25 protein-coding genes are annotated in these 24,661 nt (G+C 64.1%); 4 read left to right on the forward strand and 21 right to left on the reverse strand.

Annotated elements, in window-relative coordinates; translation table 11 throughout:
* Positions 1–3: 3 nt before the first annotated feature.
* The 11 genes from VA599_RS04235 to VA599_RS04285 form a co-directional block, all read right to left on the reverse strand.
* Positions 4–588, reverse strand: a complete 585-nt coding sequence (locus VA599_RS04235) for a type II secretion system protein GspJ (RefSeq protein WP_346787743.1) — start codon at positions 586–588, stop codon at positions 4–6.
* A complete protein-coding gene (gene gspI, locus VA599_RS04240; RefSeq protein ID WP_021478712.1) occupies positions 585–965 on the reverse strand; it encodes a type II secretion system minor pseudopilin GspI in 381 nt (126 codons plus the stop codon). The genes VA599_RS04235 and gspI overlap by 4 nt, the downstream gene beginning before the upstream one ends.
* On the reverse strand, positions 962–1,438 hold the full coding sequence (locus VA599_RS04245) for a prepilin-type N-terminal cleavage/methylation domain-containing protein (RefSeq protein ID WP_115617776.1): 477 nt from the start codon (positions 1,436–1,438) through the stop codon (positions 962–964). Before VA599_RS04245 ends, gspI begins: the two co-directional genes overlap by 4 nt.
* Positions 1,439–1,460: 22 nt before the next feature.
* Positions 1,461–1,904: a type II secretion system major pseudopilin GspG gene (gene gspG / locus VA599_RS04250; RefSeq protein WP_160300405.1), complete on the reverse strand. Its 444-nt coding sequence runs from the start codon at positions 1,902–1,904 to the stop codon at positions 1,461–1,463.
* Between the two features lie 95 nt (positions 1,905–1,999).
* A complete protein-coding gene (gene gspF, locus VA599_RS04255) occupies positions 2,000–3,211 on the reverse strand; it encodes a type II secretion system inner membrane protein GspF (RefSeq protein ID WP_046155574.1) in 1,212 nt (403 codons plus the stop codon).
* Positions 3,211–4,671, reverse strand: a complete 1,461-nt coding sequence (gene gspE, locus VA599_RS04260) for a type II secretion system ATPase GspE (RefSeq protein WP_166439750.1) — start codon at positions 4,669–4,671, stop codon at positions 3,211–3,213. The genes gspF and gspE overlap by 1 nt, the downstream gene beginning before the upstream one ends.
* Positions 4,668–6,800 carry a type II secretion system secretin GspD gene (gene gspD, locus VA599_RS04265; protein WP_346787744.1) on the reverse strand — a complete coding sequence of 711 codons (2,133 nt, stop codon included), beginning with the start codon at positions 6,798–6,800 and terminating at the stop codon, positions 4,668–4,670. Before gspD ends, gspE begins: the two co-directional genes overlap by 4 nt.
* Positions 6,801–6,809: 9 nt before the next feature.
* Positions 6,810–7,415, reverse strand: a complete 606-nt coding sequence (locus tag VA599_RS04270; protein WP_346787745.1) for a type II secretion system protein N — start codon at positions 7,413–7,415, stop codon at positions 6,810–6,812.
* Between the two features lie 294 nt (positions 7,416–7,709).
* A complete protein-coding gene (locus tag VA599_RS04275) occupies positions 7,710–9,491 on the reverse strand; it encodes an acyl-CoA dehydrogenase (RefSeq protein WP_346787746.1) in 1,782 nt (593 codons plus the stop codon).
* A 154-nt stretch (positions 9,492–9,645) separates the two neighbouring features.
* A complete protein-coding gene (locus tag VA599_RS04280) occupies positions 9,646–10,578 on the reverse strand; it encodes an electron transfer flavoprotein subunit alpha/FixB family protein (RefSeq protein WP_021479162.1) in 933 nt (310 codons plus the stop codon).
* A 3-nt stretch (positions 10,579–10,581) separates the two neighbouring features.
* Positions 10,582–11,331 (reverse strand): electron transfer flavoprotein subunit beta/FixA family protein, encoded by a 750-nt coding sequence (locus VA599_RS04285; RefSeq protein WP_021479161.1) that lies wholly within the window; start codon positions 11,329–11,331, stop codon positions 10,582–10,584.
* Positions 11,332–11,571: 240 nt separating this feature from the next.
* On the opposite strand from VA599_RS04285, the gene VA599_RS04290 reads away from it, so the two are divergent.
* Positions 11,572–11,988 (forward strand): MaoC family dehydratase, encoded by a 417-nt coding sequence (locus tag VA599_RS04290; protein ID WP_021479160.1) that lies wholly within the window; start codon positions 11,572–11,574, stop codon positions 11,986–11,988.
* A gap of 2 nt (positions 11,989–11,990) precedes the next feature.
* Here VA599_RS04290 and queG read toward each other — a convergent pair whose 3' ends face one another.
* Complete coding sequence (queG, locus tag VA599_RS04295) at positions 11,991–13,028, reverse strand: tRNA epoxyqueuosine(34) reductase QueG (RefSeq protein ID WP_346787748.1); 1,038 nt, start codon at positions 13,026–13,028, stop codon at positions 11,991–11,993.
* A 37-nt stretch (positions 13,029–13,065) separates the two neighbouring features.
* Between queG and tsaE the strand changes: the two genes are divergently transcribed.
* Both tsaE and VA599_RS04305 read left to right on the forward strand, forming a co-directional pair.
* Positions 13,066–13,560: a tRNA (adenosine(37)-N6)-threonylcarbamoyltransferase complex ATPase subunit type 1 TsaE gene (gene tsaE, locus VA599_RS04300; protein ID WP_021479158.1), complete on the forward strand. Its 495-nt coding sequence runs from the start codon at positions 13,066–13,068 to the stop codon at positions 13,558–13,560.
* Positions 13,518–14,759, forward strand: a complete 1,242-nt coding sequence (locus VA599_RS04305; RefSeq protein ID WP_104945277.1) for an N-acetylmuramoyl-L-alanine amidase — start codon at positions 13,518–13,520, stop codon at positions 14,757–14,759. The genes tsaE and VA599_RS04305 overlap by 43 nt, the downstream gene beginning before the upstream one ends.
* Before the next feature lie 67 nt (positions 14,760–14,826).
* On the opposite strand, the gene yacG is transcribed toward VA599_RS04305, so the two are convergent.
* The 9 genes from yacG to VA599_RS04350 form a co-directional block, all read right to left on the reverse strand.
* Positions 14,827–15,018, reverse strand: a complete 192-nt coding sequence (gene yacG, locus VA599_RS04310) for a DNA gyrase inhibitor YacG (protein WP_031297030.1) — start codon at positions 15,016–15,018, stop codon at positions 14,827–14,829.
* Positions 15,019–15,023: 5 nt separating this feature from the next.
* Positions 15,024–15,782 carry a cell division protein ZapD gene (zapD, locus tag VA599_RS04315; RefSeq protein WP_031297029.1) on the reverse strand — a complete coding sequence of 253 codons (759 nt, stop codon included), beginning with the start codon at positions 15,780–15,782 and terminating at the stop codon, positions 15,024–15,026.
* Between the two features lie 36 nt (positions 15,783–15,818).
* Positions 15,819–16,433, reverse strand: coding sequence for a dephospho-CoA kinase (gene coaE / locus VA599_RS04320; RefSeq protein WP_021479154.1), 615 nt, complete (start codon positions 16,431–16,433; stop codon positions 15,819–15,821).
* Positions 16,418–17,326 (reverse strand): prepilin peptidase, encoded by a 909-nt coding sequence (locus VA599_RS04325; protein ID WP_200862109.1) that lies wholly within the window; start codon positions 17,324–17,326, stop codon positions 16,418–16,420. The genes coaE and VA599_RS04325 overlap by 16 nt, the downstream gene beginning before the upstream one ends.
* An 11-nt stretch (positions 17,327–17,337) precedes the next feature.
* Entirely contained in the window at positions 17,338–18,561 is a 1,224-nt protein-coding gene (locus tag VA599_RS04330; protein ID WP_346787751.1) for a type II secretion system F family protein, read from the reverse strand.
* A gap of 37 nt (positions 18,562–18,598) precedes the next feature.
* Positions 18,599–20,305 carry a type IV-A pilus assembly ATPase PilB gene (gene pilB / locus VA599_RS04335; protein WP_346787752.1) on the reverse strand — a complete coding sequence of 569 codons (1,707 nt, stop codon included), beginning with the start codon at positions 20,303–20,305 and terminating at the stop codon, positions 18,599–18,601.
* A gap of 168 nt (positions 20,306–20,473) precedes the next feature.
* Positions 20,474–21,580, reverse strand: a complete 1,107-nt coding sequence (locus VA599_RS04340; protein WP_346787753.1) for a porin — start codon at positions 21,578–21,580, stop codon at positions 20,474–20,476.
* Between the two features lie 397 nt (positions 21,581–21,977).
* Positions 21,978–22,298 carry a ComEA family DNA-binding protein gene (locus VA599_RS04345; RefSeq protein WP_021479149.1) on the reverse strand — a complete coding sequence of 107 codons (321 nt, stop codon included), beginning with the start codon at positions 22,296–22,298 and terminating at the stop codon, positions 21,978–21,980.
* 66 nt (positions 22,299–22,364) lie between these two features.
* On the reverse strand, positions 22,365–23,186 hold the full coding sequence (locus VA599_RS04350) for a cytochrome C assembly family protein (RefSeq protein ID WP_021479148.1): 822 nt from the start codon (positions 23,184–23,186) through the stop codon (positions 22,365–22,367).
* 111 nt (positions 23,187–23,297) lie between these two features.
* On the opposite strand from VA599_RS04350, the gene ffh reads away from it, so the two are divergent.
* The gene (ffh, locus tag VA599_RS04355) at positions 23,298–24,653 is read left to right on the forward strand and encodes a signal recognition particle protein (RefSeq protein WP_021479147.1); all 1,356 of its coding nucleotides are present in this window, start codon (positions 23,298–23,300) and stop codon (positions 24,651–24,653) included.
* Positions 24,654–24,661 lie beyond the last annotated feature (8 nt).

Below are 24,661 nucleotides of genomic sequence, written 5' to 3' on the forward strand. Positions count from 1 at the left end.
GCCTCATGGCAGCACCCATATCCGCCGCGCCTGTTGCTTGCCCGGCATCTTCACCCGCATCTCCAGCGCCCGGGGCACCCGCCCCTGGGCCGCGTCGCCCATCGGCCACGCCTCCTGCCAGCTGCCGTCGTTGAGCAATACCCGCCAATCGACGCGCATGTCCCGCCCCAGCAGCGCGTAGACGATGGGCGACGCGCCGCCAGCGTCTCCGGCCGACCAACTGACGCCGCCCTCGCCGCTCTGGTAGACGATGCGCTCCCGTCCGCTGGGGTAGCGGGTGGACACCGCCTCCAGCATCAGCGCCTGGCCCTTGCCGTCCGGCTGCAGCACCAGGCTGCTGGCGCCCAGCGTCAATCCCTGCTGCTGCTCGGCCGCGTTGGCCACCGGCTGCTGGCCTCCCAGATCGCTTTCCAGGCGGCGGAAGGCGCGCGCCACGTCCACCCACTGCTCGCCGGTCTGCATCAGCCGCTCGCGGGCGATCAGCAGCGAGCCGAAAGCCTTGTAGCCCATCACTGACAGGATGGCCAACAGGCTCATCGCCACCAGGATTTCCAGCAGCGTCATGCCGCCCTGCCGCCGCGCGCTCAACCGCCGCCTCCCGCCTGCTGCCGCAGGTAACCGGTCATCTCGGCCAGCACGTAATGGCCTGCGCCGGGCGCCAGGATGCGCACCGTCACCTTGCGGAAATTGGGATTGGGCGTCGGCGAGATTTCGCGCTCCCAGCGCCATTCGACGCCGTCTTCCTTGCTTTCTCCGGCCTGCTGGCCCGGCTCCGGAAACTGCCGCAGCGCCTGCAGCATCGCGATCTGATTCTGCGCTTCCCAGTTGGCCTGCATCCGGCGCTCCATGCCTTCCGCGTTGTCGGCGGCGAGGCCCGTGGCGCGCAGCAGCGCGCCCAGCGCCACCGCGATGATGGCGAGCGCGACCAATACCTCGAACAGGGTGAAGCCTTGCTGCCGCTTCATGAGCCGTCCGCCACCGTCACCCGGCCCAGCGGCGACTGCAGCACGCTCAGCCGCCGGCCCGCGCCATCCAGCCTGAGCGCCAGCGCCGCGGCGCGGCCGTCCTGCCACAGCAGCAACGGCCGGTCGCCCTTCCAGGGCTTGCCGTCCTGCAGCGCGCCCTCGCCCGATATGCCGTCCGGCCACTCGTGCGCGGCCAGCAGCTCCTCGGTCACCGGCTGCCATTCGCCGTCGTCGTCCAGCCGACTGAAGGCATAGCCCTTGCCGTTCCAGCTGAGAGCCAGCGTGTCTCCCATTTCGGCCAGATCGCCGGCCTGCTCCAGCACGCGCGCGAAGCGGTAGCCCTCGTCATTCAATTGGCGATGGGTGTCCGGCCTCAGGCTGAGCGTGACGGTGGTGGCGAGCACGCCGATGATCAGCATCACCACCATCACCTCGATCAGCGTGAAGCCGCGCGCGCGCGCGGCGGAAGTCACGTTGCCTCTCTCCGGCCCCGGCTTACTTGCCGCTGTCCCAGTTGCCGATGTCGGCGTCGTTGTTCTCGCCGCCCGGCTCGCCGTCGGCGCCGAAGCTCCAGATGTCGATCTCGCCGTGGGTGCCCGGATTGGCGTACTGGTAGGCGTTGCCCCACGGATCCTTGGGCAGGCGCTCCAGGTAGCCGCCCGGCTTCCAGTTCTTAGGCTCCGGCGCGGCGGTAGGCTTCTGCACCAGCGCCGACAGGCCCTGGTCGGTGCTGGGGTAGCGGCCGTTGTCCAGCCGGTACAACTTCAGCGCCTGGCTGATGGCACCGATGTCCTGCTTGGCGGCGACGATGCGCGCCTCGTCCGGGCGGCTCATCACCTTGGGCACCACCAGCGCGGCCAGCACGCCGAGGATGACGATCACCACCATGATCTCGATCAGGGTGAAACCGCGTTGAGCGGCGCGACGAACTGCTTTCATGTTTTCTCCCAAATGCATGCCGGGAATGCTTCCCGGCGTCTCTTCCAAATCATTGCACCCGCCGCGGCGGGCCCATTCTCTATCCATGCGAACGCTCAATGCACCATCTGGTTCATGTCGATGATCGGCATCATGATGGCCAGCACGATCAGCAGCACCATGCCGCCCATCACCAGAATCAGCAGCGGCTCCATCAGCGTGGTGAAGGTGGCCAGCTTGCGCTCCACCTCCTGCTCCTGCTGCTGGGCGGCGCGGTCCAGCATGTGGGACAGCGTGCCGCTGGCCTCGCCGCTGGAAATCAGGTGGATCAATACCGGCGGAAACTGGCGGGTGGCGTTCAGCGCGCGCGACAGCGACACGCCCTCGCGCACCTTGGCCATCGCGTCGGCCACCGCGTCCTGCATCGGCAGCATGGTCATCAGGCCGCGCGCGGTTTCCAGCGCGGTCAGCAACGGCACGCCGGAGCCGACCAGGATGGACAGGGTGCTGGCCATCCGCGCGGTGTTCAGCGCGCGGAACAGCCGGCCGAACACCGGCAGCTTCAGCACCCGGGCGTGGAAACGCCGCTTCAGCGCCGGCGCGCGCAAGGCGCGGACGATCAGGAATGCCGCCGCGACAATGCCGATCAGCATGACCACGCCCCACTGGCGCAGGAAATCGCTGCAGGCCACCAGCGCGCGGGTCAGGAAAGGCAAGGTCTGCTTGGTCTGGGCGAACACACTGACCACCTGCGGCACCACGTAACTCATCAGGCCGCCCACCACCAGGATGGCGACCAGCGTCACCACCGCCGGATAGGCCAGCGCCAGCGTCACTTTCTGCTGGGTGTTCTGCCGTTTGTCCAGGTATTCCGCCAGCCGCGACATCACCATGTCCAGATGGCCGGACTGCTCGCCGGCCTGCACCAGTGAGCGGTACAGCGGCGAGAACACCCCGGGCGCCGACGACAGCGCCTGGGCGAAGCCCTTGCCCTCCAGAATGTCGCTGCGCAGGGCCGCCAGCACGGTGCGGCTGCGGGCGTTTTCCGATTGCTCGGTGACGGCGGTCAACGCCTTTTCCAGCGTCAGGCCGGCGTTGAGCAGCGTCGACAGCTGCTCGGTGATCATCACCAGCTCGGCGCGCGGCAGGCCGCGGCGCAGCACATTGCTGCCGGCGCCGCCGGTCTTGGCGTTGACGCTGTCCACCGTCACCGGCAGCAGGCCGCGCTCCCTGAGCTGCCCGCGCGCCGCGCGGGCGGAATCCGCCTCCAACAGGCCGCTCTGCTCCTTGCCCGCCGCGTCGTAGGCGGTGTACTTGAAGGCCGCCATCAGCTCCTCGTCACCCGCAGGATTTCTTCCAGGCTGGTCTCGCCGGCCTTGACCCAGCGCATGCCATCGTCGCGCAGGCTGCGCATGCCGTGGCGGCTGGCGTGGTCGCGCAGCCGATGTTCGGAGGCGCGGTCGTGGATCAGCCGCTGCATGGTGTCGTCGATCAGCATCAGCTCATAGATGCCATAACGGCCCTTGTAGCCGGACTGGCTGCAGGCCGGGCAACCGACCGGACGGTAATGCACCGTCTCCGGCGCGTCGTCCAGCGGCACCGGATGCGGCGCCTTGCATTGCGGGCAGACGCGCCGCACCAGCCGCTGCGCCATCACGCCCAGCAGGCTGGAAGCCAGCAGGAAGGGCTCGACGCCCATGTCGGTGAGGCGGGTCACCGCGCTGGCGGCGTCGTTGGTGTGCAGCGTGGCCAGCACCAGGTGGCCGGTCAGCGACGCCTGCACCGCGATCTGCGCGGTTTCCAGGTCGCGGATCTCGCCTATCATCACCACGTCCGGGTCCTGGCGCAGGATCGCGCGCAGCGCCTTGGCGAAGGTCATGTCGATGCGCGCGTTGACCTGGGTCTGGCCGACGCCGTCCAGGTGGTACTCCACCGGGTCTTCCACTGTCATGATGTTGGTGTGGGCCGAATCCAGCCGCGACAGCGCCGCGTACAGCGTGGTGGTCTTGCCGGAACCGGTGGGGCCGGTGACCAGCAGGATGCCGTGCGGCTGGCGGATCAAGGTGTCCACCGAGGCCAGCGTGTCGGCGGCCATGCCCAGCGTGGCCAGGTCCAGCTTGGCGTTTTCCTTGTCCAAGAGACGCAGCACCACGCGCTCGCCGTGGCTGGTGGGCAGCGTCGACACCCGCACGTCCACCGGCCGCCCGCCCAAGCGCAGCGAGATGCGGCCATCCTGCGGAATGCGCTTCTCGGCGATGTCGAGGTTGGCCATGATCTTGATCCGCGACACCATCGCCGCGTGCAGCGCGCGGTGCGGACTGACCACATCGCGCAGCGTGCCGTCCAGACGGAAGCGCACGGTGGATCGATCCTCGAAGGCCTCGATGTGGATGTCGGACGCGCCGTCGCGCAGCGCCTGGGTGAGCAGCGCGTTGATCATGCGGATGATGGGCGCGTCGCCCTCGCTTTCCAGCAGGTCCTCCACCGTCGGCAAGGACTCGACCATCTGGTTCAGGTCCATGTCCTGCCCGATGTCGTCCACCATCTCCGCCGCCGCGCCGTCGCGGCTGGCGTAGTGCTCGGACAGGCGCTTCTCGAATTGGGAGGCCGTCAGCGTCTCCACGCCCGACAGCTCGCCGCCGTGCACCCGCAGCGCCTCGGCCCAGGCCGCCGGCTTGGCGTCCTCGCGCAGCAGCAGCACCCGGCCGACCTCGCCGTCCAGCAGGATGACCCCGTTGGCGCGGGCGAAGGGAAAGGGCAGCAGCGTCGCGAACTTGGCTTGCATCATTGCTTGGCCTTGGCGTTGTCTTCCGACTTGTTCAGCGCATCCAGCGCGTTCAACGCGCCGTGGATGCTGCCGGCCGCCGGCGCCTTCAGCTGATCGTTCAGGCTCAGCGGCAGCTTGCGTCCCGCATTCCGCGTCGCGTCGTCCATCACGTAGCCGTAGCGCTCGCCGGCCACCGCGCGGTTGCCGATCTCGTCGCGGATGATGGTGGGGCGGATGAAGATCATCAGGTTGGTCTTCTTGCGCTCCTTGCCCTGGTACTTGAACAGGTTGCCGATGACCGGGATGTCGCCCAGCAGCGGCACCTTGTCCTCGGCATTGCTCGTGGTTTCCTGGGTCAACCCTCCCAGCGCCACCAGGCCGCCGTCGCCGACTGTCACCACCGTGTCCAGCGTGCGGCGGTTGAAGGTGGGGCCCGCGGCCGCACTCAGCGTGGTCTGGTCGATGGAGTCGGCCGCCTGGCTGATCTTCATCCGGATGGTGCCGCCTTCGGAGATCTGCGGCGTGATCTTCAGGCCGAAGCCCACCGTCTTGCGGTCATAGGTACTGTAAGGCGCGTTGGAGGTGCCATTGGTTCCGGCTGGATAAGTGGCGGTCGGCACTCCGATCTCTTGGCCGATCACGATCTTGGCCTCCTCGTTGTCCATCGTCACCAGTTGAGGGCTGGCCACCAGATTGCCTTGCGCCTCCTGCTCCAAGGCCTGGGCCAGCAGACCAAGCGTCGGAATCTGCTGCCCGCCCACGGTGATGGTGTTGATGATGGCGGCGGTCAAACCACCGCCGGTCAGGCTGTTGACCAGACCCGACAACGGCGAAGTCGGCGTCGCGCCGCCGCTTCCCGGCACGATGGACGGGGAAGGACTGGGCAGGCTGTTGCCGATCAGGCCGTTGCCATGCACATTCGCCGCCCACTGCACGCCGATCTTGGTGGTGCGGCTGGCGGTCACCTCCATCACCAGCGCTTCGACATAAACCTGGGCCCGGCGCTTGTCCAGCAGGTCGATCACGTTGCGCAGATTCTGATACATCGGATCCGGCACGTTGAGGATCAGCGCGTTGCTGTTGCTGTCGGCCTGGATCATCGTGCCGATGCCGGCGCCGGACGGCGCGGAAGAGGAGGACGAGGAGGCCGCCGCGGCCGCTCCCGCGTCCGGCGACGACACCGGATTCTGGGCCGAAGCGCCGCTGCCGCTGCCGGCACCGGTGGAGGAAGGCATCAGGCTCGCGCTGCCCCCGGTAGACGTTGCGGTATTGATCGTGCTGCGCGTCTGCACCGGGCTGCCCTCGCTGGCCAGCAGCAGGCGCAGCGTCTTGGCCACCTCGGACGCCTGGGCGTTCTTCAGGTAGACCACGCGGACGTTGGAGCCGGCCTGGCTGGGCTGGTCCAGCACCTTGAGCAGGCTCTTGACCTTGCCGATCTTGCCCGGGGTATCGGCGCGCACCATCAGCACATTGGCGCGCGCGTCGGCCAGGATGGTAGTCTTGCCGCCGTCGGCGCCGCCTTCCTGCATCAGCTTGTTCAGCGAATTGGCCAGCTCCACCGCTGAGCCGAACAGCACCGGCATCACCACGGTGTCGCCCGCCGCCGCCGACTCCACCGATTCGATGATGGATTCGATGCGCTGGATGTTGTCCGCGTAGTCGGTGACGATCAGCGCGTTGGACTGCGGATAGGCCGCCACCGTGTTGTTGGGCGACACCAGCGGCCGTATCACCGGCACCAGCTGGTTGGCGTTGCTGTTTTTCAGCGCGAACACCTTGGTGATCAGCCGGTCGCCGTCGCCGCGCGGAATGCTCTTGCTCGCCTTGGCGTGCAGCTTGGCGTCCGCCTCCGGCACGATCTTGATCACGCCGTTGCCCTCCACCGCGGAAAATCCCTGCAGGCGCAGCGACGACAACAGCACCTGGTAGGACAGCGCGCGCGGCACCGGCCGGCTGGAAACGATGTTGACCGTGCCCTTGACGCGCGGATCGATGATGAAGTTCTTGCCGCTGATCTCGCCTATCGCCTTGACCACGGTTTCGATGTCGGCATTGACGAAGTTGAGCATGACCGTATCGTTTTGCGGCGCGGCGAGCAGATTGCAACTGTAAACCAGGGCCAGGGCGGCGACGAGCTTGGAAATTCGCATTGCACTCTCTTATTGGCGAATCATCGCGGCAGGATCCACCGCGGGTTGAGGCTGGGCATCGGGTACGGCGTTTTGGCCCGGAATCGGAATGGGTACGGCGCCGGGCATGGGCTGGGCTGGCTGCATCGCGGGAGGCTGCGACGGCGCGGATTGCTGCATGTCGCCTCCGCCGCTCTGGCGCTGCAGCGGAACGAACTGCTCGTTGCCGCCTGAGCGCAGGGTGACGCCATTGGGCGCGACCTTGACCAGCTCCCAGCCGTCGGGCGTCTGCTTGCCCTGCAACAGCGGCTCGGGGTGGCCGTTGCTGTCGATGATGGCGAAGCCCTGCACACCGTCGCGGCTGGGCGCGTACACGCCCAACAGCCGGACTGGCGGCAAAGCCGCCACCGGCTGCTGTGGCGCCTCGCCGAACCAATGCCCCTGCGCGGCCGCGGCCGCGGCGGCCTGCGGCTGGGCCGGCGCCAGATCGCGGTAGCCGGGCGCGGAAGGCGCGAGCAGCGCGCTCAACTGCTGGCCCAGCCAGAAAGCGGCCAGTCCCAGCGCCGCGGCGGGCAGGGCCTTGTGCCACTGCCGGCCCGGCAGCCGCCAGCGGCTGAAGTCCAGCTTGCGGCGCATGATTGTCTTGTCCCCTGAAACCATCGGCCTTCCGTATCGTAAATTTGCTGAGCGACTGTCACAGCAGGCACGCTAGATTAAGCAGCAAGAGCACGATTTTGCAATAGGTTGCCTGAATATTTGATGACAGATGAAAATTTAGTCATCGTTAATATTTACAGCCGACTCGCTTGCCGCTTGATTCTCATCGCATCAAAACAAGAAATTTACATCGGTAAAAAGCAAACTTTCGGCATTTTCGCATAAAAAAACGCCGCGGCGAGGCCGCGGCGTCGGCATATCGGATCTAGCTGGTCAAAACTGGCTGTCATCCAGCGCCAGCGCGCTATCGGCGCCATTCAGAATCGCCGCCGCCAGACCGGAAACCTGCGGCAGCAAGTGCTCGGCGAAGAAGCGCGCGGTGATGATCTTGGCGTTCAGGAAATCGCTGTCCGCATCGGCGTCCTGCAGCTTTTCCTTGGCGATCAGCGCAGCGCGGCCCAGCTGCCAGCCGCCCAGCACGATGCCCATCAGCTTCAGGAACGGCACCGAACCGGCGGCGGCCAGTTGCGGCTGGGCGCCGAAGGTTTCCAGAATGAAGGCGACACAGCGTTCGGCGTCGGCGATCGCCGCGGAGAGGTTGCCGGCGGCGGAATCGAACCCCGCGGCCTGCAGCTTGTTCGCCGTCGACTGCGCCTCGGCCAGCAGCGCGCGGGCGATCGCGCCCTGATCCATCGCCGTCTTGCGGCCGATCAGGTCCAGCGCCTGGATGCCGGTGGTGCCTTCGTAGATGGCGGTGATGCGGGCGTCGCGGTAGTACTGGGCGACGCCGGTCTCCTCGATGTAGCCCATGCCGCCGTGCACCTGGATGGCCAGGCTGGTGATCTCGTTGGCCTGCTCGGTGTTCCAGCCCTTGACGATGGGAATCAGGAAATTCAGCAGCGCTTGGTTGCGGGCGGCCTCGTCCGCCACCGGATGGCGCGCGGCGCGGTCCAGCGCGGCCGCGGCGTAGAAGGTCAGCGCGCGCTGCGCTTCGATCTGGGCGCGCATCGTCATCAGCATGCGGCGCACGTCCGGGTGCCGGATGATGGCCACGCCGGCCGGGTCGGGCGAACCGACCGCGCGGCTCTGCACCCGATCGCGCGCGTATTCCACCGCCTTCTGGTAGGCGCGCTCGGACACCGCCACGCCTTCGATGCCCACGCCCAAGCGAGCGTGGTTCATCATGGTGAACATGTAGTTCAGCCCTTTGTTCGGCTCGCCGACCAGGTAGCCGACCGCGCCGTCGTTGTCGCCGAAGCTCATCACCGCGGTCGGGCTGCCGTGGATGCCCAGCTTGTGCTCCAGCGACACGCAGCGCACGTCGTTGCGCGCGCCGAGCGAGCCGTCGGCTTGCACCAGAAACTTGGGCACGATGAACAGCGAGATGCCCTTCACCCCGGCCGGCGCGTCCGGCAGGCGCGCCAGCACCAGGTGGACGATGTTCTCGGCCATGTCGTGCTCGCCCCAGGTGATGAAGATCTTCTGGCCGCTTACGCGATAGCTGCCGTCGGCGGCCGGCGTCGCCCTGGAGCGCACTTGGGCCAGGTCGGAGCCGGCCTGCGGCTCGGTCAGGTTCATGGTGCCGGTCCACTGGCCGCTGGCCATCATCGGCAGATAGACGCTCTTCAGCTCATCCGATGCGTGATGATGGATGGCCTCAACCGCGCCCAGCGTCAGCAGCGGCGCCAGCGAGAACGCCAGGTTGGACGAACACCACATTTCCTCCACCGCCGCCGCCACCAGCGCCGGCATGCCCTGGCCGCCATATTCCTCCGGCGCGCGCAGGCCCACCCAGCCCGATTCGACGTACTGCCGCCAGGCATCCTTGAAGCCCGGCGCGGCGGTCACTTCGCCGTCCTTCCACTTGGCGCCCTGGTCGCCCTGCTTGTTGATCGGCGCCAGCACGCCCTCGGCGAACTTGGCGCCCTCTTCCAGCACCGCGTCGGTGAGCTCCACCGAGCACTCGCCGTAGCCCGGCAGCCCGCAGATCGCCGCCAGATCGGCCAGCTCGTTCAATGCAAATCGGATGTCTTTGATTGGGGCGTGATAAATCATCGCGCTTCTCCTCTGCTTCTCTCGCGTCGGCCCGCGCCGCGGGCCATAAAAAAAACCGGCGCTCCCTGATAGGGCGCCGGCTGCTGTTGTTGGTTCCGGCGGCTATGCTGCCTGCTCGGTCGGGGGCGCTTGCGGCCGCGCCCCCGGCTGTCGCTTACTTCGACAGTTCGGCGATCAGTTCCGGCACCACGGCGAACAGGTCGCCGACGATGCCGTAGTCGGCCACCTGGAAGATCGGGGCCTCCTCGTCCTTGTTGATCGCAACGATCACCTTGGAATCCTTCATGCCCGCCAGGTGCTGGATCGCGCCGGAGATGCCGACGGCGAAGTACAGCTGCGGCGCCACCACCTTGCCGGTCTGGCCGACCTGGTAGTCGTTCGGCGCGTAGCCGGCGTCCACCGCGGCGCGCGAGGCGCCGACGGCGGCGGACAGCTTGTCGGCCAGCGGGCCGATCACGGCCTTGAACTGCTCTTCCGAACCCAGCGCGCGGCCGCCGGACACGATGACCTTGGCCGAGCCCAGCTCCGGACGGTCGGACTTGGTCAGCTCCTGGCCGACGAAGGCTGACAACTGGCTGTCTGCGCCGGCGGCGATGGTTTCCACCGCGGCCGAACCGCCCTGGCCCGCCGCGTCGAAGGCGGTGGTGCGCACGGTGATCACCTTGATCGCGTCGGCCGACTGCACGGTGGCCAGCACATTGCCGGCGTAGACCGGACGCACGAAGGTGTCGGCGGATTCGATGGCGACGATTTCGGAAATCTGGGCGACGTCCAGCAACGCGGCGACGCGCGGCAGCAGGTTCTTGCCGAAGGACGAGGCCGGAGCCAGCACATGGCTGTAGCCCTTGGCCAGGCCTACGACCAGCGCGGACAGGCTTTCGGCCAGGCCATGCGCGTAGTGGGCGGCGTCGGCCAGCAGCACCTTGGCCACGCCGGCCACGCTCTTGGCGGCGTCGGCTGCTGCGGCGGCGTTGTGGCCGGCCACCAGCACGTGCACTTCGCCCAGCTTGGCTGCGGCGGTGATGGTGTTCAGGGTGCCTGTCTTCAGGCTCTGGTTGTCGTGTTCAGCGATAACGAGAATAGCCATGTCTTACAGCACCTTTGCTTCGTTCTTGAGTTTGGCGACCAGTTCGGCGGCATTGGCCACCTTGATGCCGGCGGAACGCTTGGCCGGTTCGGCCACTTTCAGCGTCTTCAGGCGCGGAGCGGCGTCGACGCCCAGGTCGGCCGGCGTGGTCTTGTCCAGCGGCTTCTTCTTGGCGGCCATGATGTTGGGCAGCTTGATGAAGCGAGGCTCGTTCAGGCGCAGGTCGGCGGTGACCACGGCCGGCAGGCGCAGCTTGACGGTCTCCAGGCCGCCGTCGATCTCGCGGATCACATCCACGGTCTCGGCCGCCAGGTCCACCTTGGAGGCGAACGTGCCCTGAGACCAGCCCAGCAGCGCGGAAGTCATCTGGCCGGTCTGGTTGGCGTCGTCGTCGATCGCCTGCTTGCCCAGGATCACCAGCTGCGGCTGTTCCTTGTCGGCGACGGCCTTCAGCAGCTTGGCCACGGCCAGCGGCTGCAGCTCGACATCGGTCTCCACCAGGATGGCGCGGTCGGCGCCCATCGCCAGCGCGGTGCGCAGGGTTTCCTCGCACTGCTTGACGCCCATGGACACGGCGATGATCTCGCTCACTTTGCCGGCTTCCTTCAGACGCACCGCCTCTTCCACGGCGATCTCGTCGAAAGGGTTCATCGACATCTTGACATTGGCGATATCAACGTCGCTGCCGTCGGCTTTGACGCGGACTTTCACGTTGTAATCGACAACGCGTTTCACTGCGACTAGAACTTTCATATTCCTCCAGCAAACTTCTGTGGGTTAATCGAACGCGGAAGGCAACGACGGCCAGCAGAGCCTGATTATGCCCCAAGCAAAATTCAAACGAGCGTTTGGTTTGTACGCGCCGGCGCGGCGCGTGGTGAAAATGCAACTCGGCGTCGATAGTACGTCATTTCCCTGCGGTTTGCATTTCAGGCCAAAGCTGTCACAATGCACTGCAACATTTCCCCGTCATAAATCTCGCAGGGAGTTGTCATGACCGTCTATTTCGAGGATCTGGCCGTCGGCGCCAGCGCCGAAACCGGCAAAACCATCACAGAGGCCGATGTGCTTCTGTTCTCCGCCGTCAGCGGCGACAACAATCCAGTGCATCTGGACCAGACCTACGCCTCCACCACCCCATTCGAGACCCGCATCGCCCACGGCATGCTGACCGCCAGCCTGATCTCCGGCGTGATCGGCACCCGCCTCCCCGGCTACGGCACCGTCTACCTGTCTCAATCCACCCGCTTCAAGGCGCCGGTGCGCATCGGCGAAACCGTCATCACCCGCGTCACCGTAGAAGAGCTGATCCCGGAAAAGAAACGGGTGCGCCTCTCCACGCAATGCCGCGTCGGCGACAAGGTGGTGCTGGAAGGGGAATCGCTGGTGATCGCGCCGTCCCGCAATTGAAATCAACAGGACTGGCCGTGCCGGGCCAGCGCCCAGCGCACCGGCTCGGCCACCAGCTCATCGGGAAAATCCAGCCGCCGGCGCAACGCGGCCACCACTTCCGGCGTGGTCGGCGCGTTGCCCAGGCCCACCGCCAGATTGGACAGCCATTTGTGGTAGCCGATGCGGTAGATCGGACTGCCGGCCATCCGCTCGCGGAACTCGTCCGCGCTCCAGTCGAACAGTTCTACCAGACTGGCGCCATCCAGACCATGACGCACCGCAAAATCAGCTTCTGCTGTTAAAGCGCCGAAACGATTCCACGGACAGAACAGCTGGCAATCGTCGCAGCCGTACACCCGGTTGCCGATCAAGGGCCGCAGCGGTTCCGGAATCGGGCCCTTCAATTCGATGGTCAGATAGGAAATGCAGCGGCGCGCGTCCACCGTGTAGGGTTCGATGATGGCGCCGGTGGGACAGACATCCAGACAGCGCGTGCAGCGGCCGCAATGGCCGTCTTCGGCCTCATCCGGCGGCAGCGGCAGGTCGGTCAGGATCTCGCCCAGAAAAAACAGCGAGCCCTGGCGCTTGGTCAGCAACAGCGTGTGCTTGCCGCGCCACCCCAGGCCGGCCTGGGACGCCAGCGCCACCTCGGCCAGCGGCGCGCTGTCGGTGAACACCCGGTAGCCGAACGATCCGACCGCGCCTTCTATGCGCTCGGCCAGCTTCTGCAGCCGGTTGCGCAGCACCTTGTGATAGTCGCGCCCCAACGCGTAACGCGACAGGTAGGCGCGCGACGGGTCCGCCAGCACCTGCTCGGCGGACTCGCCCCCCGGCCAGTAGTTCATCCGCAGCGAAATCACCGACAGCGTGCCGGGCACCAGTTCGGCCGGCCGCACGCGCATCGCGCCATGCCGGGCCATATAGTCCATCTCGCCGTGATGGCCTGCCGCCAGCCAGGCTTCCAGCCGTTGTTCCGCCTCCGGCGGCAGCGCCGCGCGCGTGACGCGGGCGTCGGCGAAACCGGCTTCGCGCGCCCAGGCTTTGATTTGGCGCGACAATTCGGGATAATCCGGTTTTTGAGGAGGATTCTCAGTCATGGCGATGGATGATACCAGCGTTCAAAGCGGCGGCCTGCCCGACGAGAGCGCGACCCTGGCGCTGGGCGCAGCCTTCGCCGCCGCCGCAGAACCCGGCCTGACCGTCCACCTGCTGGGCGATCTGGGCGCGGGCAAGACCACGTTCACCCGCGGCCTGCTGGCGGCGCTGGGCCACCGCGGCAAGGTGAAAAGTCCCACCTACACCCTGGTGGAAAGCTACGCCTTACCTGAATATAGTGTCCATCACTTCGACCTGTACCGCTTCGCCGATCCCGAAGAATGGAACGACGCCGGCTTCAGCGAATATTTCGGACAAGACAGCCTATGCTTGGTGGAGTGGCCGGACAAGGCCCGCGGACTCGCGCCCGCGCCCGACATCGTGCTGGAACTTGCCGTCGCCGGAGACGGTCGCACCTATCACTTTCAAGCCCTGAGCCAAACCGGACAGTCATGCCTGATTCGACTTTCGACCCCAAACGCCGCACGCTGCTAGGCGCAGCGGCAGCCACCTTTCTGATCGCCGTCAGCCGAAAAGGCTGGGCGGCCGGCAGCCAGATCGTCGCCTTGCGCATCTGGCCGTCGTCCACTTACACCCGCATCACGCTGGAGTCCAGCGCCGCCATCCAATACAAGCAGTTCACGCTGGCCAATCCGAACCGGCTGGTGATCGATCTGCAAGGCGTGCAGCTGAACGGCGTGCTGAAGGACATCAGCGGCCAGATCGCCGCCGCCGATCCTTATATCCGCACCGCCCGCGCCGGCCAGTTCGACCCGGATACGGTGCGCCTGGTACTGGATCTGAAGACCGACGTCAAACCACAGGCCTTCGCGCTGGCGCCGGTGGCCGAATACCAGCACCGGCTGGTGGTGGACCTGTATCCGGCCAGCGGCCAGCAAGACGATCCGCTACTCGCGCTGCTGCAGGACTACAACAAGGGCAAGATGGAACAGCCCCCTGCGCAGATCAAGCCCAAGGCCAAGAACAGCGACCGCCCCATCGTGGTGATGCTGGACCCCGGCCACGGCGGCGAAGACCCCGGCGCCATCGGCCTGCAAGGCAATCGCGAAAAAGACGTGGTGCTGAAGATAGGCCATCAGCTGAAACAGCTGATCGACGCCGAGTCCAATATGCGCGCCTACATGACGCGCAGCGACGACGTGTTCATCCCGCTGGGCGTGCGCGTGGCCAAGGCGCGCAAGCTGAATGCAGACCTGTTCGTCTCCATCCACGCCGACGCCGCGCCCAACCGCGCCGCGCGCGGCTCCTCGGTGTTCGCGCTGTCCGAGAAAGGCGCCACCAGCGCCTTCGCCAAGGCGCTGGCGCAGACCGAGAACAATTCCGACCTGGTCGGCGGCGTCAAGATCGGCAGCAAGGACAAGTATCTGGCGCACACGCTGCTGGATCTGACCCAGACCGCCACCATCAACGACAGCCTGAAGCTGGGCAAAACCGTGCTGGGCCAGCTGGGCGGCCTGAACAAGCTGCACAAGAACGCGGTGGAGCAAGCGGGCTTCGCGGTGCTGAAAGCGCCGGACATTCCGTCCATTCTGGTGGAAACCGCCTTCATCTCCAATCCGGAAGAAGAGCAGCGGCTGATCACCGCCGAGTTTCAGCAGCAGATGGCCAATGCCATCTTCAGCGGCGTCAAACGCTATTTCGCCTCCGGCGCCGCGCTGGCCGCTCGCGCCTGAACGGCCAGCCGCCAAAACAAAACCGCCGGGCTGCTTGGCCTGGCGGTTTTTCGTTTGCCTGCGCGCTTCAGTGCGTCGGCGGCGCTTCTCCGGGCGGAGAGTCCTCCTCCGCCGGTACCCGGTAAGTCTCGCTGGCCCACTGCCCCAGATCGATCAGGCGGCAGCGTTCGCTGCAGAACGGGCGGTAACGGCTCTGCGGCTCCCAGCGCACTTCGGCTTTGCAGGTGGGACAGGCGACGATGCGTACGGATTCGGACATGATGCTCAAAACTTGCAATTGGTCAGTTGGAACTCGACATCCTGCTCGGTCTGCCGCGGCCGGGTCTCGCCGGTCACTGCGTTGACGAAGCGGATGTTGAGCGCGTACTTGTTGGCGGACAGCTCGGGCAGCAGTTCCAGATTATCGTCGTAGGCGACCTGGATCAGCTGCACCACCTTGCCGCCGGACATCTGCTGGAACGCGCCCTTGCGGGCAACGTAATGATAGGTCTTGCCGCTGTCGCGCAGCAGGTGCAGCAGGATTTCGGCGGCGTCGGCGGTAGGCATCAGCGGCGCGGCCCAACGGCGCAGATCCTGGCGCCGGACTTCGGCGGAGCGCTGCTGCCACAGATGGTAGGACGGCAAGTCGAACTGGCAGGTGCCGCCGGGAATGCCGGCGCGCTGCTTGATCGCCATCAGCCACTCGTTCTCGCGCAGGTTCTGCCCGAACTTGCCGGTCAGCGCCAGCAGCTGCGACGACGCGCGCTCGATCTCCTCCAGCACGCCTTCCAGCGTTTCCTCCGCCACATTGGGATTGTCGCGCAAGGCTTCCAACATCTGCTTCTGCCGCTCCAGCTCCTGCAGCAGGTCGGCCTTCAGGTCGGCGCGGGACGCCGTCTCCATCAGCTCGAACAGAACCTGCAGCGCGGCGTGATGATCATGCGGGTGATCCTTGCCGATAAAGTAGGCCAACCGCCCGTACAGATACTCCAGACGGAGCAGAATACGGGTGCGCTCGGTGACAGGAAATTCGAAACTGATCACGGCAGATCTGCCCTTCTCCACGGCTTGCAGCAAGCCTTATAACAATGCTTTGACAAGATTTGCCAGATAATAACTGTGTTTGGCATCAACTTGAAGCCTCAATTCTGCCAAGCCGCCGCTATTGTCGATGACATCGTCGGCGCGGCTCAGCCTCTGCTCGCGCGGCAGTTGCGCGGCCATGATCGCACGCACCGCCTCCGCGCTCAATCCGTTGCGCCGCATCACCCGTTCCACCTGGACCTCTTCGCGGCAATCCACCGCCAGCGTCCGCGCCAGCAAGGGCAGATAACGGTTGCTTTCAAACAGCAGCGGCACCACCAGCACCGCGTAATCCCCGACAGCGTCCTCAAGCCGGCTCAAGCTTTCCGCGTAGATGGCCGGATGCAGGATGGCCTCCAGCCTATGCCGCTCCTCTGGATCCGCGAACACTCTCGCCCGCATCGCCGCGCGGTCCAGCGAACCATCGCCGGCCAGCGCCGACGGGCCAAACGCGCGCTCGATAGCCGCCATCGCCGCGCCGCCAGGCCCGGTCAGCAGATGGGCGATTTGGTCCGTGTCCACCACCGGCACGCCCAGTTCGGCGAAGCGATCCGCCGCCGCGCTCTTGCCGGAGCCTATTCCCCCGGTCAATCCCACTACCGGGATAGCCATGCCAAATATCCATTCATGATCTGCGGCCCCCACACCAGCGCGATCCAGCCTGCCGCCGCCAGATAGGGGCCAAAGGGAATCTGCTGCCCGCCCCGGACTTTGGAAGCCGCCATCAGCGCGACACCGAACAACGCGCCCACCAGCGACGACAACAGGATGATCAGCGGCAACATGCTCCAGCCCAGCCATGCGCCCAGCGCCGCCAGCAACTTGAAATCGCCGTAGCCGAAACCTTCTTTGCCGGTCAGCAGCCGGAATCCGTGGAACACCAGCCACAGCGACAGATAACCGAATACCGCGCCCCACACCGCGTCGCTCAGCGGCACCAGCCCTGTCTGCAGGTTGAACAGCAGGCCGCCCCACAGCAACGGCAAGGTCAGGCTGTCCGGCAACAGCTTGGTGTCGAAGTCGATGAAAGCCAATGCCAGCAGACAAGCCGTCAACGCCAAAGCGCCGGCCAGAGGCCAGCCCCAGCCCAGCTTCCAAGCCAGAAAGCCGAACAATGCGCCGCTCAGCAGCTCCACCAGCGGGTAGCGCCAGGCGATGCCCGCTTCGCAATCGCCGCAACGGCCGCGCAACAACAGAAAGCTCAGCAGCGGCACATTGTGCCAGGGCCGCACCGGCGCATGGCAAGCCGGGCAATGCGAGGCGGGCCGCCACAAATTGTAGCCCTTCCCATCGTCCAGCTCATTCCTGGCCTGCTGGGCGGCCAGCCGCAGCGCGGACGACGCGTCGCCTTCGGCGAGGTATTCGACGCTATCCGCTAAAAACTCCCGCTCCAGCATCTTGGGCAGGCGATGGATCACCACATTCAGAAAACTGCCCACCATCAAGCCCAACAGCAGCGCCGCGCCGGTCAACCAGGCAGGATGGGTGGCCAACAACCATGTCATGTCGTCCAGCATCAACCCACCACCTGGCCCATCTTGAAAATCGGCATGTACATCGCGATCACCAGCCCGCCTATTAATATACCCAAAATCACCATGATCGCCGGCTCCAGCAGGCTGGACAACGCGGCCACCGCATTATCCACTTCTTCCTCGTAAAAGTCGGCCACCTTGTCCAGCATCTGGTCCAGCGAGCCGGACTCCTCGCCGATCGAGGTCATCTGCAGCACCATATTGGGAAACAGATCGGAACGCTGCATTGAGTAACTGAGGCTGGAGCCGGTGTTGACGTCAGCTTGGATGCGTCGCGTCGCCTCCGCATAAACCTGGTTGCCCGCGGCACCACCGACCGAGTCCAGCGCCTCCACCAGCGGCACGCCAGCGGAGAACAGCGTCGACAACGTGCGCGCCCAGCGCGCGATGGTGGCCTTGCGTATGATGTCGCCGATCACCGGCAGCCGCAGCAGGATGCGGTCCATCTGCTCCTGCATCTTGGGCGTGCGCTTGAACGCGTAGAAAAAAGCGAAAATCGCGCCGAACAGGGTGCCGAAGATCAGCCACCAAAAATGGACGAATTGATCGGACAGCCAGATCACGAACAACGTCGGCGCCGGCAAATTGGCGCCGAAGCTGGAAAACAGGTCCTTGAACGCCGGGATCACGTAAATCATGATCACCGCGGTAATGATGAAGGCGGTGCCGACGATGGCCGAGGGATAGATCATCGCCGATTTGATCTTGGACTTGATGGCCATCACCTTTTCCTTGTAGGTGGCCAGTTTGTCCAACAGCGTGTCCAGCACGCCTCCCGCCTCACCGGCAGCGATGATGTTGCAGAACAGCTTGTCGAAATACAGCGGGCGCTTGCGGAACGACTCCGCCAGCGACATGCCGGTTTCGACATCCGCCCTCACCTCCAGCAGCATCCGCGTCACCGCCGGATTGCCGTGCCCTTTGGCCGCGATGTCGAAAGCCTGCAATAGCGGCACGCCAGCCCGCATCATCGTCGACAACTGGCGGGCGAACAGCGTGATGTCTTTCTCGGTGATTCTCTTGCCGAAACCGCTGCGACGGCGACGGATCTTGGCGACATTGATGCCCTGCCGCCGCAGCTGGGTCTTGGCGACAGTCTCGGACTCGGCGCGCAGTTCGCCCCGTATCATCTTGCCGGACTTGTCCTTGCCTTCCCATTCCCAGATATAGCCTGGATTCGCTTTCTTGGCCGCCGTGGTCGCCATCGCCCCATTTCCTTTAATTAACGCCGTGGGTCGCCGTTCAATCGTTGGTCACCGCCTCGACCTCGGCCAGCGAGGTCATGCCGGCAATCACCTTCAGCAGGCCGGCGCGGCGCAGATCGACCATGCCCTCCTCCTTGGCCAGATCGGAGATGTCCACCGCAGTGCCGTTCTTCATGATCAGCCGCATCATCGCATCGCTGATCGGCATCACTTCGAAAATCCCGACGCGCCCCCTGTAGCCGGTGTTCCTGCACTCCTCGCAGCCAACCGGCCCGTAGGGGTGCCAGCCGCCGGCCAACTCCTCCTTCAAGAAACCCGCGCGCAGCAGCGCCTCCTCGGGAATCTCCACCGGCTGCTTGCAATGGCTGCATAGTTTGCGCGCCAAGCGCTGCGCCATGATCAGCAACACCGAACTGGCGATGTTGAACGGCGCCACGCCCATGTTCAGCATCCGCGTCAAGGTGGACGGCGCGTCGTTGGTATGCAGCGTCGAGAACACCATGTGGCCGGTCTGCGCGGCCTTGATCGCGATGTCGGCGGTCTCGAAATCGCGAATCTCGCCCACCATGATCACGTCAGGATCTTGTCGCAGAAAAGCTTTCAACGCCGAGGCGAAGGTCAAGCCCGCCTTTTCGTTGACATTGACCTGATTGATGCCGGGCAGGTTGATTTCCACCGGATCCTCCGCAGTGGAGATATTAGTGTCCGGCTTGTTCAAAATGTTCAGACAAGTGTAAAGCGATACGGTCTTGCCGCTGCCGGTAGGGCCGGTCACCAGCACCATGCCGTAGGGCCGGGCTATCGCCCTCAACAGATGCGTTTTTTGCTCCGGCTCGAAGCCCAGCTGCTCGATGTCCAGCGAGGCCGCCGACGAATCCAGGATACGCATCACGATTTTCTCGCCGAACAAGGTGGGCAAGGTGCTGACGCGGAAATCTATCGCCCGGGTCTTGGAAATCACCAGCTTCAGCCGGCCATCCTGAGGCAGCCGCTTTTCCGAAATATCCAGCCTGGAAATCACCTTGATGCGGGAGGCGATCTTTTCCTTCAGCAGCAATGGCGGCTGCGCCACCTCCTTCAACACGCCATCCACCCGGTAGCGGATGCGGTAGTACTTCTCGTATGGCTCGAAGTGAATGTCGGACGCGCCAAGGCCTATCGCATCCAGCAACATCTTGTGGATGAACTTCACCACCGGCGCGTCGTCGACCTCGGTCTGAGGACCGCTGTCGAGTTGCGCCTCGGGATCGGCGAACTCCAGATCGCCGAAATCCTCGCTCTCCAGCTCTTTCAACGCCGAAGTCGAATTGTCCTGATATCGTCCGATCAGCTTGGACAGCTTGTCTTCTTCCACCACGACCACTTCTACCGTCAGGCCGGTCTTGAAAGTGATCGCGTGGTAGGCGGATGTCTGGGTGGGATCGGAAGTGCCGATGTAAAGCTTATTGCCGCGCTTGAGCAACGGCAGCAGCCGGCGGCTGGCGATCACCTCGTCGTCCACCAGCCCCTTGGGTAGTTGGTCGGTATCCAGCGAAGCCAGATCCAGCAGCGGGTAACCGAACACTCTGGATGAAAACATCGCGATGTCGCGCGCGGCCATCTTCTTGCTCTGGATCAGTTGCTCGACAAAGCTGAGATGGGAAGTGATCGCCTGTTTCGAAATGGCGTCCGCATCCTGCTGCAACAGCATATTGTGCTGGACCAGGGCCCTGCCCAGGCCTGAAATCCCTGCGGTAGCTTCCATAAGCGAAATCGATCCGGTTCGAACCTTGCGGTCGTGATCAGGTATAGGCTGTGACGGTATTATATGCGAATCGAACTGGCAAATCCCTGTCCATCAGGCTCTCTAGTTGACCGGACAAAAAAAGGGCTGCCGAGGCAGCCCTTTTTCAGAGGAAAAGAATACCGTTTGTTAGAAGCGGTGGATCAGGCCCAGGCCGAAGGAGCTTTCGCTCGTCAGGTTATCAGCCTTCCAGTTCACGTGACCATAAGAGGTGTAAACATCGGTGCGCTTGGACAGCGCATAGTCCAGACCCAGCACAAACTGGTCATAACCAGATTTGGACACGGTATTGCCGCCGACGCTGAGGTCATACCCCTTGGCATAACTCAGGTACGGAGTAAACGCGCCAAAGGTATAACCGCCAGTCAAAGCCAGTTCCTTGGTCTTAACCGCCTGAGTAGAACCAAGCGACGCGCCACTGGCATTCAACGCCTTGACGTTATACAACACCCCCGTCTGGTCTGAATACGCTCCGGCCACTCCGCCTACATAACCGCGAACTTGCTGATAACCAAACGCGGCATAAATATTGTTGGCATTGTAACCAGCTTCCAGACGATGCCAATCCTTCAAGCCCGCGCCCACTTTGTTGGAATCGCCCTGGTTGACGAAGCTGTACTTGGCAAAGTAACCGGAGTTCTCGTAGCTCAAACCAATGTTGATCAGTTGGTTGTTGGTACGAGTGCCAGAGCCATCAGTTGCAATGTTCCTATTTTCGTCAGCGCCCCACAACGCCATATAGCTGAAGCCAGACCAGTTGGGACTGTCATAGCGAATGGCGTTATTCACGCGGGTATCGAGGCGAGTGAACATGCCAAGGCCGCCTACGCTCTGAGTGCTGTAATAGCCCGGATCCACCTGTTCCATATCCATGTTCGGATAGTTGGACAGCCGGCCCAAGCGAATCTGCCCCCAGCCGTCGCCAGCCAGGCCAATGAAGGTGTCGCGGGTGCCAAAACCGGTCGAATTGGTGCCATCGACACTGATCGCGCTTTCCACCTGCCAGATCGCTTTCAGGCCATTACCCAGATCCTCGTTGCCCTTGAAGCCCAGGCGCGACGTCCAGTCATTGACCTCGGAGCTGCCTTGCGGCTTGCCATTGGCATCCTTGCTCAGAGTGGAGTTGTAGGTTTTGTTGTATTCGTAACCGCCACGGATCTGACCGTAGATGGTCACGTCGGCCATGGCCGCCGCAGGCAGGGCAGCCAACGCCAAGGCGATGAGCTTCTTGTTCATTGCAAATCCTTTCAAGTCAGTTGATTTTGTCCTGTGGGCTTCCCGGCGAAACCGTTTGCCTGGACATTTATGTGCCGACGGTATGTTCCGTCGATCGCTGTAGCCAATATAAGACTGGCGTTGCAAAAAAACAAAGACAGCCCCGTCATGACAGGTAAAAATCAGCAAAAAAACAACAGGACAGCGCTATCTACTTGTTTACAAAATACTTGTCACAGCCTGCACAGTGCCAAGAAGACGCGCAAAAACAACAAAACTGTCACATTGTTGCCAATTAGCAACAAGAACTCCCCTCATCAATCAAATCGGCAAATTAAAAAATCCGCGAAAAATGAAAAACCGCCATCCAGAACGGCATGGCGGTTTAAATGCGGCGCCGGCTCTGGCCGGCAGGCCCTTACTTGGCGGCGGGCTTGGCAGCTGCCGGCTTCGCGTTCGCGGCAGCAGGCTTGGCGGCCGGGGCGGCCCCGCCTACGGTGACTTCCTTGCGCAGGCTTTCCAGCGTCTTGTCGCCGATGCCGGAAACCTTCTTCAGATCGTCGACCGTCTTGAACGGGCCGTTTTTGGTCCGGTAATCGACAATGGCCTTGGCTTTGGCCGGGCCGATGCCCTTCAAGGCTTCCAGTTGTTGCGGCGTCGCGGTGTTCAGATTAACGGCGGCCCAGGCGAGATTGCACAGCAACAGCAAACCGGCAAAGACAGCGAACAGCTTCTTCATGGCAAGCTCCTAATGAAAGTGCAGTCGTGAAATGTATTGGTATGCGTCAGCGCGAGGCGAGCGGACTCACCCGCGCTGCAGGATCAATTCTAAGACCACCTTGCTGCCCACGTATGCCAGCATCAATGACAGGAAACCGGCCAGCGCCCAGCGTATCGCCACCTTGCCGCGCCAGCCCTTGAGGCGGCGCCCCACCAGGAGGCCGGCGAAGATCAGCCACGAGATCACGCCGAACACCGTCTTATGGGTCAGCGCGGCGGCCTGGCCGAACACTTCCTCGGAGAACAAGACGCCGGTCAGCAGCGTCAGCGTCAGCAGCAGGAAACCGACGGCGATCACCTGGAACATCATCTTTTCCAGCGTCAAAAGCGGCGGCAATTGCTTGGCCAGCATCGACACCCGCCGGTGGTGCAGCGCCCGCTCCAGGATCAGCATCAGCACCGCGATCAACGCGCCGATCGCGAACAGGCTGTAGGCCAGCATGGACACCAGGATGTGCATCACGAAGGCGGGATTGGACAGGTCGCTCACCATGTGCCGGCCCGGGAAGGCGATGGCGAAGGCCAGCGCGGCCATGGCCAGCGGCATCATGAACAACTGCAGGCCCTCCACCTTGTAGAAGAAGCTGCAGGTCCAGTAGATCAGCAGCATGATCCACACCACCACGCTCAGCGCATGGCCCACACCCAGCGACAGGCCGCCGCTGGTACTCAGCGGCGCCACGACGACGAAGGCCTGCACCAGCAGCAGCAGCCCCAGCAGGCTGTGCTCCAGCCGTGGATTGCGCGGCCAGCGCGCCGCGCCTTTCCAGTTGGCCAGGTAATGCCAAGTGAAGGCCCCGTAGGACAGGATCAGGAGCAAGGACAGAACGAGCAGTAGGCTGGTCATATTAGGTATGTGATCAAATCCGGGCGCGGCCCGGGCGGCTCGTGGTAAAATCGATGGATTTGAAAGTCTACACCAAGCTGCCGTTCGTTGGCAGAGAGTAAGGACAGCACCATGCTAGACAACTTGACCAGCCGCCTGTCCGGCGTGATGAAAACCCTGCGCGGCAACGCGCGGCTGACCGAATCCAACATCCAGGACGCGATGCGCGAAGTGCGCATGGCGCTCTTGGAAGCCGACGTGGCGCTGCCCGTCATCAAGACCTTCATCGCCCAGGTGAAAGAGCGCGCGCTGGGCCAGGACGTGATGGGCAGCCTGACCCCGGGCCAAGCGCTGGTAGGCGTGGTGAACGAAGAGCTCGTCAAGCTGATGGGCGAGAAGAACGACGAGCTCGACCTGGCCGCCGTGCCGCCCGCCATCGTGCTGATGGCCGGCCTGCAGGGCGCCGGCAAGACCACCACCGTCGGCAAGCTGGCCAAAAGGCTGAAGGAAACCCAGAAGAAGAAGGTGCTGGTGGTGTCCGCCGACGTCTACCGTCCGGCCGCCATCGAGCAACTGAAGCTGCTGGCCTCGCAAGTGGGCGTCGAATGGTTCCCGTCCGAGGCGTCGCAAAAGCCGGTCGACATCGCCCGCGCCGCGATCGACCACGCGCGCCGCCATTTCTTCGACGTGCTGCTGGTCGACACCGCCGGCCGCCTCGCCATCGACGAAGCGATGATGGAGGAGATCAAGGCGCTGCACGCCGCGATCAATCCGGTGGAAACGCTGTTCGTCGTCGACGCGATGCAGGGCCAGGACGCGGTCAACACCGCCAAGGCCTTCAACGAAGCGCTGCCGCTGACCGGCGTGGTGCTGACCAAGATGGACGGCGACTCCCGCGGCGGCGCCGCGCTGTCGGTGCGCCACGTCACCGGCAAGCCGATCAAGTTCATCGGCGTCGGCGAGAAGGTCACCGGCATCGAGCCCTTCCATCCTGACCGCATAGCCAGCCGCATCCTGGGCATGGGCGACGTGCTGTCCCTGATCGAGGAAGTCCAGAAGGGCATCGATCAGAAGGAAGCCGAAGCGATGGCCAAGAAGTTGAAGTCCGGCAAGGGCTTCGACCTCGAGGACTTCAAGGCCCAGATGCAGCAGATGAAGAAGATGGGCGGCATGGCCAACCTGCTGGAAAAGATGCCGGGCCAGCTGGGCGAGATGGCCAAGGGCGTCCAGGGCGCCGAGGCCGAGAAGTCGATGCGCCGCATCGAAGGCATCATCAACTCGATGACCATGGAAGAGCGCCGCAAACCGGAACTGCTGAAGGCCAGCCGCAAGCGCCGCATCGCCGCCGGCTCTGGCGTCACGGTGCAGGAGGTGAACCGCCTGCTGAACCAGTTCGAGCAGATGCAGAAGATGATGAAGCAGTTCTCGTCCAAGGGCGGGATGATGAAGATGATGCGAGGCATGAAGGGCATGATGCCCGGCATGTAAGCGAAAAC

It is taken from the genome of Chromobacterium indicum (assembly GCF_039708975.1).
GTDB lineage: Bacteria > Pseudomonadota > Gammaproteobacteria > Burkholderiales > Chromobacteriaceae > Chromobacterium > Chromobacterium piscinae.